Origin of the sequence: Bifidobacterium amazonense, assembly GCF_018555435.2 — a bacterium.
Classification (GTDB): domain Bacteria; phylum Actinomycetota; class Actinomycetes; order Actinomycetales; family Bifidobacteriaceae; genus Bifidobacterium; species Bifidobacterium amazonense.
Genome location: NZ_JAFEJT020000077.1, coordinates 1 through 12,775 on the forward strand (window position 1 = coordinate 1; position 12,775 = coordinate 12,775).

The following is a 12,775-nucleotide window of genomic DNA, read 5'->3' on the forward strand; positions in this document are numbered from 1 at the left end:
GACTGGGGGAGCTCCGCGGCCGCGAGGCCGCCAACAAGCAGCATCGCGCGACAGCGCGATTCCAAGACCACGCCGGCACGCTCACACCCCCGCCAGGCGCTCCTGCACCACCTGTTCGATCCTCGCGCACACCGCGTCGAACATGCGATCCACCTGATTGTTCGCGAACCGGACCACCATCATCCCCCGCTCCTCCAGCACGCGCGTGCGCTCCTCGTCCCGGACCCGCTGCCCGTCCGCGTAATGCCCACCGCCATCAAGCTCGACGATCAGTCTTGCTTTGGCGCAGTAGAAGTCGACGATATACCGGCCGATGGGCTTCTGCCGCTGCCATCGGGGTGTACGACCGGTGAGGAACCGGTACCACAGCTTGCGCTCCCAGGGCGTCATGTCCCGGCGTAATGCTCGGGCCCTGCCGGTGTTGGCAAGGTCATACTCTCGGACGTGGTGGTCGCTCATATGAATAGCGTAGCGAGTTCGGCAAAGAGGACGGGATCGCGCGAAGCGCGATGCCGTGTTGTCGGCGGCCTCGCGGCCGCGGAGCTCCCCCAGTCACGCTTCGCGTGACAGCCCCCTCGGTGAGGGGGCCGAGGCTACCGCCAGCATCATCGCCGCCGGTTATCTCAGTTGCTGCTGGCATCGCTCTATCGACTACCTCAATCGTCGCCCGACTTCACCGACCCAAAGAGGTCACATGCGGCGGCGGGAGCTGCCGCCAAACGACACAGCATCGCGCGACAGCGCGATTCCGAGACTGCGCAGACACGTTGGCAATGACGCCATACACGCCAAAATGCCAAGAGCCACTTATGCTACTGCCGGAGGCGGTGCGCAGGACGGCCGCCGGTCAGTCCGTGAAATCGATGCTCGTGAGCGTGGCGTATCGGTCGAGACCGTCGAGACTGAATATGTACGGGGCGTCGCCGGTTATCGTCACATGGTTTTTCGTCAGTTCATACCTGGGAATGCGGTAGATGACGGTCACCCCTATGATCGAATCGGCATCGTTGCGTGACGCCTCCTGCTGCAGGTCATCAGGGACCGGCATGGTCTTCGTCACATATTCGGATCCGTCGGAAATCGAGAACGTCAATGTGTCGATCCGATCATCATGCTTTTCATACGAGCAGTCATATGCGTTTACGGTGAACACGAAGTTGATGAGATCGAACCTCATGTAGGCCATCCGTCCAACGGCGCCGACAATAACGATGACGATGAACGCCAGCACGAATCGCTGCACCTTCGAAAACCGCTTCATGACAATCCCCTCCGTCCAACGTCATCGTCGACTGTTCCGGCACCCATCCATGGGCATCCATGCAAAAGCTTATACGAATTGCCCGGCGAGACCCAAATCGTCGTAACGCACCTTCATCGCCGGCACCCTGAATGGAGAGCGTTCGGGCGGAGAGGAGGGAATGGCCTCCACCGTTCAGCCGATGATTCAGCCGAGGAGCGCGGCGATGCTGGAGGCGAGGGGGATCAGCGGGGCGGACAGGAGTGCCGGCAGCACGATGATGCCGAGCCACGGGGCGCGCGCGTGCTCGTCCGGGTCGGCTTCGGCCATCCACCAGTTAGAGGCGACGACGAGGGCCAGCATGAGCAGGATCACGATGATCGCGGACAGAAACATGGCCGTGTTGGATGCGCCCGCGTCGGGCAGGGCCATGTAGCCGGGCAGGAACAGCCAGCCGGGGGCGGCGATCATCGCCACGCCGTCGAGCACGCTGTGCGACAGGCCGCGGATCAGGTGGGATCGTTCGGCGCGCGCCATCTGCCGAATGAACGAGACGACGATGAGCGCGATCAGCAGTCCGCCGACACCGGCGAACCATGCGAACTGATCGAGAGCGGAGGCCGAGACGCCCGGGGTGCGATCGCCGAACAGGCCGAACATCGCCCACGACAGCAGTCCGGGGTAGCAGGCGAAGCAGAACGACGCGACGCCGGCGATCTCCGCGATCACGCGACCGGGAATCCCGTCGCGCAACGGCGAACAGATCAGGAACGCGATCATCAGCACCGCCGTCCAGACCGCCAGTCCGGTCGTGCCGGCTCCGCCGAACGCGAGCACCAGCACCACCATCAATGGCAGGAGTGCGAAACCGGCCGCATACCGGCCGGCGAACGACGCGTGCGCGCCGGACGGCACGGCGTCGGCCGTGGCCGTCGAACGTGAGTCCAGACCGTTCCGGCCCTGCTGATCTTCCGTCATGTTCCGCTCCCCGCCTCGTCGCCGACCGCGTCGCGGCAGACCGGACCGGCGATCCTCGTCCCGTGCCGGACTGCCGGCAGGGAGCGTTCGGACGCCGCGGCCGATGCCGGACGCGGGGACTGTTCCTATATATCGCGTCCATCCTATCGCGTCGGTGGGTCCGACCGCGTCGTGGGACGCCGCGCTCGCGGCCGGACTGCACGCGCGCACGGCAAACCTTTGCCAACATACTGTCCATATTGTGCGCGTAAAATAAGGCACCAACGTGCAAGCCGGTACGATGACCGGTAGGTTACGTGAACGCGAACAACTGTAGGGGGCGACAAGTGACGGATCTTACGCTGATGACCTTCGCGGCCGATCCCGCGACCGTGCTGCCGTCGCTCGCCCTGCTGTCGCATCGCGTGCGCGTGCTGCCGATGGACGCGGCCTCGCTGGTGAAGATGCCCGAGAACACGATCCTGTTCATCGACGCGCGCGACGATCTCGCTTCCGCCAAGACCCTGTGCCGGCTCATCCATGCGTCCGGCCTGTCCACGCCGATCGTGCTGATCCTGACCGAAGGCGGCTTCACGGTCGTGAACTCCACGTGGGGCATCGCCGACGTGGTGGTCTCCACCGCTTCCCCGGCCGAGGTCGAAGGTCGTCTGCGGCTCGTGTCCGAACGCGGCAACTCGCCGCTGGGAGGCGCGGGCGCGAACGCGGCCGGCGGCGAATCCGGCACGGTGTCGGCCGACGGTCAGATCCGTTCCGGCGATCTTGTGGTGGACACGAACGGCTACACCGCATCCCTGCACGGCCATCCGATCGACCTCGCGTACAAGGAATTCGAGCTGCTCAAGTACCTCGTGCAGCATCCCGGCCGCGTGTTCACGCGCGCGCAGCTGCTGCAGGAGGTGTGGGGCTACGACTACTACGGCGGCACGCGCACGGTCGACGTGCACATTCGTCGTCTGCGCGCCAAGCTCGGCGGCGAATACGAGCATCTCATCGGCACCGTGCGCAACGTCGGCTACCGGTTCGACCCGCCGGAGGACGAGGCGGGCGACGCTTCCCGCGCCGGTTCGGCCGCACCCTCATCATCCGCGGCTGCGCCGGACCAGGACGCTGCGGGGGATCTCGACTGATCCGTCATGCCCCGCGAGACGAAACGCGCGCGGCTCGAACGCATGCACGCCGAATACGCGCTGCTGTGCGAGGAGATTCCCGCGCCGAAATGCGCGCTTGACTTTTCTAATCCGTTCCAGCTGCTGGTGGCGACCGTGCTCAGCGCGCAGACCACCGACAAGCGCGTCAACACCGTCACGCCCGCGCTGTTCGCGGCGTATCCGGACGCGGCGGCGTTGGCGGCGGCCCGGCCCGAGGACGTGGAGGACATCATCCGTCCGCTCGGCTTCTACCGGTCCAAGGCCGCGCATCTGCTGGGACTCGCCGCAGGGCTCGACCGTGAGTTCGACGGCGTGGTGCCGCGCACGATGGACGAGCTGACAAGCCTGCCCGGGGTGGGGCGCAAAACTGCGAACGTGGTGCTTGGCAACGCGTTCGGCATTCCCGGATTCCCCGTCGACACGCATGTGATGCGCGTGACCGGCCGGCTGCATTGGCGCAGCGACTGGCGCATCGCCAAATCCGATCCGGTCAAGGTCGAGGCGGAGATCTGCGCGTGCTTCCCGCCGGCCGAGTGGACCGACCTGTCGCACCGGCTGATCCTGCACGGCCGCGCCGTCTGCCACGCGCGCAAGCCCGACTGCGCCAACTGCCCGCTCAACGGTACGTGCCCGAGCGCTGGCGTCGCGTAACGGAATCGTTCTGTCGCGCGATTCCGCATTGCCATGCGGCGTAAACCGCTGCGTACGACATATGAAGCTGGCGGCAGCCTCGGCCCCCTCACTGAGGGGGCTCCCGGCGGAGCCGGGTGGGGGAGCTCCGCGGCCGAAGGCCGCCAACAACACGGTATCGCGCGCAGCGCGATTCCGGTGTCAGGCCGATTCGCCGACGACGAGCTTGCAGCCGATGATTTCGGTACGTGGTTTGCGTGTTTTGCCCGGATGGTTGATCTGGTCGAGCAGCAGGCCGACGGCCTTGCGGGCCATGGCTTCGTAGTCGACGGCCACGGTGGACAGCGTGGGAATGGTGAACTGGTCGGCGATGATGCCGTCGTGGCCGAACACGGCCTTGTCCTCCGGCACGCGGATGCCGTGCTCATGCAGGCCGCGGATCAGACCGTAGGCGACCAGGTCGTTCATGCAGTAGAACACGTCGTACCGGTCGACCAGTCGCGTGACTGGCGTGGTCGTCTCGTCCGTGTGCGGTGAATCGTCGTCGTTGCGAACGCCGTCGTCGCGAGTGTCGCCGATCGGCCGGCACAGTTCCTCCGCCACGGCCTTGCCGCCCTCCACGGACCAGTTGCAGTCGACGAAGTCGTCGGGACCGCCCATGCCGCTGTCGACAAGCGCGCTCATCGCGGCCCGGATGCCGACGTTCTGCCGGCTGATGTCCGGATCGTCCGGACGGATCCGTCGTCCGCCGATCACGGCGGCGTGCCGGTAGCCGCGTCCCTGCAGATAGCCGAACGCAAGATCGACGCCGCGTGAGGTCGACGACTGCACGTTGTCGAACAGCGGATTGTCGGTCAGATAGTTGAGCAGCACGGCCGGATGATTGCCGAGCAGCGTGCGCAGGTGCGTGTCGTCGACGTTGCTGGCGTTGAGGATGAGCCCGTCGCACAGCGTGGAGCCGACCATCTGCTCGAGCACGTCGGTTTCGCTGTCCGACGTGTAGCCGGTCTGCTGGATGATGGTGCGCAGACCGTGCCGGCCGGCCTCTTGACTGACCGCATAGACGAGGTTCGTGTAGTAGGGGTGCAGGATGTGCGGCACCATGACGGCGATCGCACCGGTGCGGCCCTTCTTGAGGAAACGGGCCGACAGATTGGGGGAGTATCCGATCTCCTTGGCTGCGGCGAGCACAAGCTCCTTGGTGGCGGGCTTGACGATGTCCTCGCCGCGCATCGCGGCGCCGGCCGTGCTGAGGGATACGCCGGCCTTGGCCGCAACGTCTTTGAGAGTTGGCATGGGATCACCGTTTGCTGGTTGTCGTTGCATGGAATATGACAGTTCTCTACTGTACCGTGATGGCAAACATGAGTCGAATCGTTGCGATTTAAGGTGACTACAGCAACAGACGGGAGCGTTCCGAATGTTTCCGACGAGTGAGTTGTAGGTGTCGATACGATTTTAGAAAAACGTTACGATTTGTATTGAGAATACTGGAAAAGGTTGATATTCCAATGATGTTTACGTGGACACGCCGATAATGCGCTGGTTGAAGTCGAGGTCTGGTTGCTATAGAATCGCAGCGTTGCGAGTTTGGAGTGGTAGCCAAACACGAGAACACATTCCGAATCAATGAAGTCGGAACACAGGAAAGGAACGTACCAATGGACAAGGGTGTATCCAAGGTCATTACGGGTGTGGCCGCGGTCGGGGCGGCATCGATGCTGCTCACCGCGCTCGCCGCATGTGGGCAAGGCACCGCAACGAATAAGACCACGGCTGATGGCAAGCCCATCGTGACGATTCTGGTGGTGCAGAACACCAATCAGATCCCGATCAAGGACATGACGTGGGCCAAGGACCTTGAGAAGGAGTCCGGTGCGAAGATCGAGTGGAAGACCGTGCTCGACACGGCGTGGGGACAGCAGAAGAACGCGTCGCTGGCCGCGAACGACATCGCCGATCTGAACATCCGCGCCTACAATCCGAACGACGCCGCGCAGAATTCCGCGGCGTTCGAGGATCTCAACCAGGATATGGACAAGCTGCCGAACGTTGCGGAGTTCTTCAAGGAGCAGCCGGTCGCCAAGAAGTTCGTCGAGGTCGACGGCAAGCTCTATACGCTGCCTTCCAGCCGAGGCAAGGGTTTCTCGGCCTCCGGGCAGCATATGATGATCAACAAGCAGTGGCTGGACAAGCTGGGGCTGGACGTTCCGACCACATGGGACGAGCTGACCAAGGTGCTCGAGGCCTTCAAGACCCAGGATCCGAACGGCAACGGCAAGGCCGACGAGATCCCGATGAACCTGTCCGCATTGCCGACCGACACGCTGGCGGGCTGGTATAGCCCGTTCCTGTTCCTCAACTCGACCGGCATCGTCACCCAGTACAACGGCGGTCCGACCCAGCAGGGCTTCTACGTCAAGGACGGCAAGGTCGGCAACGTGATGCAGACCGAGCAGTTCCGCGAAGTGCTTGACTATCTTGCGATGTTCACCAAGGAAGGGCTGGTGCCGAAGGATTGGGTCACCTCCGACAAGTACGATGCGCGCAATCAGGTCGGCGGCGACACCGCCCAGGTCGGTGCGGTGTTCAACTGGGATACGACCGCGTTCGGCGATGCCGGTTCCGCCCTGGAACAGCAGTACATCTCCATCCCGGTGCCGTCCGCGCCCGGCGTTTCGGCCGATGAGACCGTGTGGGACGCCTCCGGCATCGCCGGTGCGAACGAGTTCGAGGACTACCACATGGCCATGTCCTCCAACGCCGCCAACAAGGACGCCGCGTTGAAGATCATCAACCTGCTGTACTCGGAGAAGTATTCGTTGCAGCAGATGTACGGTTCCATCACGGACGGCTTCCTCAAGAAGACCGGCGACCACTCCTACGAAGTGACCGAAAAGGCCGTGGAGGCGAATAACGCCCAGAAGAACGAGGCGCTGAATGATCGTCTCGCCGGCTGGATCTCCGACAAGGTGACCGTGGTGGGCGACCGCAATGCCGATTCCGTCTCCTCGGTGGACGAAGCCTACAAGCAGCAGTACGAGAACATCGGCGGCGAGAAGAACTACTTCCCGATCTACGTGCGTCTGTCCGCGGACGATCAGACCACCGTCGCCAACAACAATACGGCGCTGTTTACCACGGTCATGCCGCTCATCGCGAAGATGGCGCAGACCGGAACGACCGATGACAGCTGGAACAACCTGCAGTCCCAGCTGGAGACCCTCAACCTCCAGCAGAACATCGACATCTGGCAGAAGGCCTACGACAAGGCCGTCAAGTGACCGGACGGATCGCACTGATCGCACTGATCGTGTAACGGTTCGCTGACCCCGCTTTGCCGGTTCGCCCTTGTCGGCGGTCCTGCGATGGTTCCCAGCGCGAAGGCCATGGATGCGCCCCGTGGTCTTCGCGCTTTTTATTTGGCTTTATTGAGAAACGCAAACATATCGGCGTGGTGTGTCGATAAGCCTTAATTACCAACGGGTATCGGGGTTTTCTCAGATATTTGATGGCAATTTTGGCAACACGGCATGGCAACGCTACCATTGGTGGTATAACCGACTATATACCAAACGGAGTCGCTGGTGGCCCCGGACAGTGCCCACGCGTGGAGGCGCGGGATAGGTAGGAAAGGAAAACCCATGAACAAGGATGTGGCGGAACGGAGCGCTGCCGGCGCGGCGGCGGTCTCCTCTGCTGGTGTGGTCGACAACACGGCCGCGCGTAAGGCGTGGCCGTTGCCGAAGAAGCTTGGATGGCACTTGGCCCATTATTGGCAGCATTGGTTGATGGCGTTGCCTGCGATGGTGTTCGTGTTCATTTTCGCGTATATCCCGATGTATGGCATCCAGCTGGCGTTCCGTGATTTCGTGCCGTCGAAGGGTTTGACTGGTGGCCAGTGGGTTGGGATGAAGTATTTCAACCAGTTCTTCACCTCTCCGATGTTCTCGAAGGTGATGGTCAACACGATCAAGATCAGTCTGGGAACCCTGGTGTTGGGGTTCATCGCGCCGATCGTCCTGGCGTTGTTGATCAATCAGATTCATTCGACGAAGGTGAAGGGGTTCGTGCAGACGATCACGTATATGCCGCACTTCATCTCGACGGTGGTGATCGTGGCGATGTTGAACATCTTCCTGACGCCGAACACGGGTCTGTTGGGTCGTTTCTTCGGTGGGACGAGCCTTCTTGATAATCCGGACATGGTCGCGCCGATTTATTGGTTGAGCGAGGTGTGGCAGCATTGTGGTTGGAACGCGATCATCTATCTGGCGGCGCTTTCTTCGGTTGACGTGAGCCTGTATGAGGCGGCGAAGATCGATGGTGCGGGTCGTATGCAGTTGATCCGGTATGTGGATATCCCGACGATCATGCCGACGTGCGTGATCCTGTTGATCATGAACATGGGCAGCATCCTGAGTGTTGGTTTCGAGAAGGTGCTCCTGATGCAGAACGCCATGAACCTGCCGGGTTCGCAGGTGATCGCGACGTATACGTACATGATCGGCCTGAAGTCGTTCCAGTTCAGTTACGCGACCGCGATCGGTTTGTTCAATACGTTGATCAATTTCGCGTTCCTGATCCTGGCGAACTGGATCTCGAAGCGCGTGTCGGACACGAGCATCTTCTAAGCGTGAGCGGAAAGGATTAAAGGTAGGGCATTATGTCGAGTGCAAGCGTTTCCGTCGCGCCGAAGAAGAGCGGCGCGGATGTTCCGTTCAACAAGCATGTGGCCCAGCATCGTGAGCCTGGTGATTGGGTGGCGGACATCGTGATCTGGGTCCTGCTGGCCCTGATCGTGGCGGTGGTGATCTATCCGTTGTGGTTCGTGGTGATCGCGTCGTTCTCGAATCCGGCGATGGTCTCGACGGGCAAGGTCACGATCCTGCCGGTGGACATCAATTTCGGCGGCTACGAGAAGGTGTTCTCCGATTCGCGTATCTGGATCGGCTACAAGAACACGATCGTGTATTCGGTGGTGGGCACGGCGTTGAACATGATCGTGACCCTGCCGGCCGCGTTCGCCCTGTCGCGGGTTGATTTCAAGCCGCGGCGCGTGATCCTGTTCCTGTTCACGTTCACGATGTACTTCGCGGGCGGCCTGATCCCTTCCTACCTGTTGTATAAGGATCTGAACCTGTTGGACAACATGTGGGTGTTCATCCTGCCGGGCGCGGTCTCGGTGTGGAACCTGATCATCGCGCGCTCGTTCTTCGAGACCTCGATTCCCGAGGAACTGCATGACGCGGCGCAGATCGACGGCCTGTCGTTCTTCGGGTATTTCCTCAGGATCGTGATCCCCCTGTCGAGCGCGATCATCGCCGTGCTGGGCCTGTACTACTTCGTCGGCCACTGGAACGACTATTTCACGGGTCTGATCTATATCCGTACGGATACGAAGCAGCCGTTGCAGATGGTGTTGCAGAACATCCTGCTGGCGAACCAGACCCAGCAGGGCGGCGCGGGCAACGGCGGCCAGTCCGCGTTGCAGCAGCAGCAGCTGGCGGACCAGATCAAGTACGGCGTGATCATCGTGTCCACCGCCCCCCTGCTGATCCTGTACCCGTTCCTGCAGAAGTACTTCAACAAGGGCGTCATGATCGGCGCCGTCAAGGGCTGAGCCCGCGCGCTACCGCGCGATACGGAATCGGCCTGCCGGCCGATGCTGTGTTGCCTGGCGGCCTGACGGCCGTGAGGCCTGTGATGCTGGCGGAGCCTCGGCCCTCTCACCGAGGGGGCTGTCAGCCGTAGGCTGACTGGGGAGCTCCGCGGCCGCAAGGCCGCCGACAACCCAGCATCGCGCGGCAGCGCGATTCCGAGGCCTTGGACTCGCGCTGTCGCGCGAGACTGTTTTGCTGGCGGCCTGACGGCCGGAGCTCCCCCAGTCTCGCTTCGCTCGACAGCCCCCTCAGTGAGGGGGCCAAGGCTACCGCCAGCATCATGAGGCTCCCGCCAGCTCATTAGACGTGTGATGTGTTACCAGTAAAAGGGGAAAGAAAGAAATATGGCAACTCTTAAGGGCGTGCAGCTGTTCAAGGATACGGACGGCAATGTCGCGCAGCTGCACGGCATCGGCGTGCAGCGGTTCGGCGACCGCTGGTATGCGTACGGCGAGATCAAGAACAACGGCAACCTGTTCCAAGGCGTCGCATGCTACTCCACCACGGACTTCGCCGAGTGGAAGCACGAGGGCACCGTCCTGCCGGTCGGTCCCGAAGACTCGGTCTACGGTCCGAAGCACATCGTCGAACGTCCGAAGGTCCTCAAGCGTCCGTCCGACGGCAAGTACGTCATGTATCTGCACGTCGACGGCGAGAACAACTACTCGTACGCGCACATCGGCACCGCGATCAGCGACTCGCCGACCGGACCGTTCACGTTCCTGTCGACGTTCCAGTTCCGTGGCTATGAGTCACGCGACATCGGCGTCTTCCAGGACGAGGACGGCACCGGCTACATCCTGAGCGAGGACCGGCCGCGCGGCACGCACATCTACCGTCTGTCCGACGACTATCTGTCCGTCGTCGAGGACGTCGTCTGCCTCAAGGGCACGGACTACTGGGCCGGCTACGAATCGCCGATCATGGTCAAACGCGACGGTGTCTACTACTGGTTCGGCTCGCAGCTGACCGGCTGGGACTGCAACGACAACATGTACGCGACCGCCACCGACCTGCACGGCCCGTGGAGCGAATGGAAGCCGTTCACCCCGGAAGGCTCCAAGACCTACGAATCGCAGTGCGACATCATCGTGCCGCTCGACGGCGAGGACCAGTGGCATGCCACGAAGTTCCTTTACATCGGCGACCGCTGGCACAACAAGGATCTCGGCAATTCCGAGCTCGTCACCCTACCCATCGAGATCACCGGCCGCAAGGCGCTGCTCGCATGGCACGACGAATGGCAGCTCGACTGACGTATACGCCATCACATGTCGGTCGGAGCCGCGTCGCGTCACCCGCACGATGAGCCGGACCGTCCGCCGGACCGACGCCAGCCGGTGCGGCGGACGCCCTCATCCGTCGGGTCGTGACACGAACGTCACGCCCGCGCACCCGGTGCGGCACGGCCTGCGGCTCCTCGAGAATTGCCGTCACGCGGCACGCAGACAGGATCTTTTCCCTTCTCCTCCTTCCCGTCTGCGTGCCGCTTTTTCATGTCCGCGACGATCCGATGCGCAACCTGCCCCGGTTACCGGGAGACGGTCGCAATGAGACACGGCATCCGGCAACAGCATCTGGCAAGTTTGTCAACAGTTTTGGGGAACGGCGTTCCCCGCGCTTGACTGGAACGTAATCTGCTGATCTGGGCAACGACGGCCGGGATCGCGCATAACTGCAATGCAACTTCGGAGGAAGGAACGATCATGGCAACCATATTCAACGGCGTATCGTGGTTCGACGACCGCGGCGAAACGGTGAACGCGCACGGCGCGTGCGTGCTCGAGGAGCACGGCACGTACTACCTGTTCGGCGAGTACAAGACCGACGACAGGAACATGTTCAACGGGTTCGCCTGCTATTCGTCGCGGGATCTCGCGAACTGGCATTTCGAACGGCTTGTGCTGCCCCGGCAGCGTGACGGGCGGCTCGGCCCGGACCGCGTGGGCGAGCGCGTCAAGGTGATGCGCTGCCCCAAGACCGGCAAGTACGTGATGCTCATGCACTCCGACAACCTTGAATACAAGGATCCGATGACCCTGATGGCCGTGTCCGACACGATCGACGGCGAATACGAGATCGTCGGACCGCTGCTGTGCGACGGCGAGCCGATCCGCATGTGGGACATGGGCACGTTCCAGGACAACGATGGCACCGGCTATCTGCTGGTGCACGGCGGCCACATCTATCGTCTCGCCGACGACTATCTCACGGCCGAACTCATCCAGCCGGACACGCTCGAACCGTACGGCGAATCGCCCGCGATGGCGCACATCGGCGACACGTACTATCTGATCATGTCGAACCTGACCGGTTGGGATCGCAACGACAACTTCTACCTGACCGCGCCCGCGCCGGCCGGCCCGTGGACGTACCGCGGCAACGTCGCGCCGCAAGGCACCTGCACGTGGGATTCGCAAAGCTCGTTCGTCTTCCCGCTGCATACCGAGCACGGCGACCGTCTGATATACATGGGCGACCGCTGGTCGTTCCCGCATCAGGCGTCCTGCGCGAGCCAGGTCTGGCTGCCGCTGCGGTTCGGCGATGCTGCTGATGCTGTTGCGATCGATGATGGCATTGCGCTCGATCCGTCCGACGCTCCGGCCGGGACGGTCGACACGGCGACCGCAAGCGGCGCGGTAGCCGGCCGACCGTCCGGTTTCGGCCGTCCGCTGCTGCCCGAGTACGCGGACGCGTGGGACAGCGAGACCGGCGAACCGGTTGCGTTGCGTGGGCGGACGGTGCCGTTGAGCCTGTATACGAACCGTCGCGGGGATGCGGCCGCGGCCGTGTTCGAGATCGCCTCTGACGATCAGGCCCGGCTTGTGCTGTTCGGTCTGCGCGGCAAGGACGGCGGCGTCGGCCGGGTGACCGTTCGTCCGATCGCCGCCGATGGTTCGATGGGTGAGCCGGTCGTTTTGCAGCGGTTCGACTGCTACGCGCAGTCCGCGTACTCCGGCCCGTTGTTCGTCAGCGGTCCGCTGTCGGCCGGACGGTACCAGGTCGACGTGCAGGCGCTCGGCGAGACCGGCCTATGGATCGAAAAGAACAGCGTCCGCCGTGGCGGCACCGACTCCTACGTCAACATCTGGCGCGCCGAACTCGTCCGGTCGTAA

11 protein-coding genes are annotated in these 12,775 nt (G+C 62.7%); 7 read left to right on the forward strand and 4 right to left on the reverse strand.

The genetic code is table 11. The features are described from left to right. Positions 1-81: 81 nt before the first annotated feature. The 3 genes from JS533_RS12375 to JS533_RS12385 form a co-directional block, all read right to left on the reverse strand. A complete protein-coding gene (locus tag JS533_RS12375; RefSeq protein WP_241515006.1) occupies positions 82-459 on the reverse strand; it encodes an endonuclease domain-containing protein in 378 nt (125 codons plus the stop codon). Positions 460-847: 388 nt separating this feature from the next. Then, positions 848-1,261 carry a hypothetical protein gene (locus tag JS533_RS12380; protein ID WP_241515008.1) on the reverse strand — a complete coding sequence of 138 codons (414 nt, stop codon included), beginning with the start codon at positions 1,259-1,261 and terminating at the stop codon, positions 848-850. A gap of 186 nt (positions 1,262-1,447) precedes the next feature. Beyond that, positions 1,448-2,218: a hypothetical protein gene (locus JS533_RS12385; protein WP_241515009.1), complete on the reverse strand. Its 771-nt coding sequence runs from the start codon at positions 2,216-2,218 to the stop codon at positions 1,448-1,450. A gap of 344 nt (positions 2,219-2,562) precedes the next feature. Here JS533_RS12385 and JS533_RS12390 point away from each other — a divergent pair, with 344 nt between their 5' ends. Both JS533_RS12390 and nth read left to right on the forward strand, forming a co-directional pair. Further along, entirely contained in the window at positions 2,563-3,345 is a 783-nt protein-coding gene (locus tag JS533_RS12390) for a winged helix-turn-helix transcriptional regulator (RefSeq protein ID WP_274619265.1), read from the forward strand. A gap of 6 nt (positions 3,346-3,351) precedes the next feature. Next, positions 3,352-4,017, forward strand: coding sequence for an endonuclease III (gene nth, locus JS533_RS12395; protein ID WP_241515013.1), 666 nt, complete (start codon positions 3,352-3,354; stop codon positions 4,015-4,017). A gap of 180 nt (positions 4,018-4,197) precedes the next feature. On the opposite strand, the gene JS533_RS12400 is transcribed toward nth, so the two are convergent. Then, a complete protein-coding gene (locus JS533_RS12400; RefSeq protein ID WP_241515015.1) occupies positions 4,198-5,292 on the reverse strand; it encodes a LacI family DNA-binding transcriptional regulator in 1,095 nt (364 codons plus the stop codon). A gap of 365 nt (positions 5,293-5,657) precedes the next feature. Between JS533_RS12400 and JS533_RS12405 the strand changes: the two genes are divergently transcribed. From JS533_RS12405 to JS533_RS12425, 5 genes are all read left to right on the forward strand, one after another. Continuing rightward, positions 5,658-7,280 (forward strand): type 2 periplasmic-binding domain-containing protein, encoded by a 1,623-nt coding sequence (locus JS533_RS12405; protein ID WP_241515016.1) that lies wholly within the window; start codon positions 5,658-5,660, stop codon positions 7,278-7,280. Between the two features lie 360 nt (positions 7,281-7,640). Then, positions 7,641-8,630, forward strand: coding sequence for an ABC transporter permease (locus JS533_RS12410; RefSeq protein WP_241515018.1), 990 nt, complete (start codon positions 7,641-7,643; stop codon positions 8,628-8,630). Positions 8,631-8,662: 32 nt separating this feature from the next. Next, on the forward strand, positions 8,663-9,619 hold the full coding sequence (locus JS533_RS12415; RefSeq protein WP_241515020.1) for a carbohydrate ABC transporter permease: 957 nt from the start codon (positions 8,663-8,665) through the stop codon (positions 9,617-9,619). Positions 9,620-10,003: 384 nt separating this feature from the next. Next, on the forward strand, positions 10,004-10,915 hold the full coding sequence (locus JS533_RS12420) for a family 43 glycosylhydrolase (protein ID WP_241515022.1): 912 nt from the start codon (positions 10,004-10,006) through the stop codon (positions 10,913-10,915). 450 nt (positions 10,916-11,365) lie between these two features. Then, complete coding sequence (locus JS533_RS12425) at positions 11,366-12,775, forward strand: glycoside hydrolase family protein (protein WP_241515024.1); 1,410 nt, start codon at positions 11,366-11,368, stop codon at positions 12,773-12,775.

What these genes read in the sequence shown, in the direction of transcription:
- JS533_RS12425 (WP_241515024.1), top strand. Translation starts at nt 11,366, where the DNA reads ATGGCAACCATATTCAACGGCGTATCGTGGTTCGACGACCGCGGCGAA.
- JS533_RS12405 (WP_241515016.1), top strand. Translation starts at nt 5,658, where the DNA reads ATGGACAAGGGTGTATCCAAGGTCATTACGGGTGTGGCCGCGGTCGGG.
- JS533_RS12415 (WP_241515020.1), top strand. Translation starts at nt 8,663, where the DNA reads ATGTCGAGTGCAAGCGTTTCCGTCGCGCCGAAGAAGAGCGGCGCGGAT.
- JS533_RS12375 (WP_241515006.1), bottom strand. Translation starts at nt 459, where the DNA reads ATGAGCGACCACCACGTCCGAGAGTATGACCTTGCCAACACCGGCAGG.
- JS533_RS12420 (WP_241515022.1), top strand. Translation starts at nt 10,004, where the DNA reads ATGGCAACTCTTAAGGGCGTGCAGCTGTTCAAGGATACGGACGGCAAT.
- nth (WP_241515013.1), top strand. Translation starts at nt 3,352, where the DNA reads ATGCCCCGCGAGACGAAACGCGCGCGGCTCGAACGCATGCACGCCGAA.
- JS533_RS12400 (WP_241515015.1), bottom strand. Translation starts at nt 5,292, where the DNA reads ATGCCAACTCTCAAAGACGTTGCGGCCAAGGCCGGCGTATCCCTCAGC.
- JS533_RS12380 (WP_241515008.1), bottom strand. Translation starts at nt 1,261, where the DNA reads ATGAAGCGGTTTTCGAAGGTGCAGCGATTCGTGCTGGCGTTCATCGTC.
- JS533_RS12410 (WP_241515018.1), top strand. Translation starts at nt 7,641, where the DNA reads ATGAACAAGGATGTGGCGGAACGGAGCGCTGCCGGCGCGGCGGCGGTC.
- JS533_RS12385 (WP_241515009.1), bottom strand. Translation starts at nt 2,218, where the DNA reads ATGACGGAAGATCAGCAGGGCCGGAACGGTCTGGACTCACGTTCGACG.
- JS533_RS12390 (WP_274619265.1), top strand. Translation starts at nt 2,563, where the DNA reads ATGACCTTCGCGGCCGATCCCGCGACCGTGCTGCCGTCGCTCGCCCTG.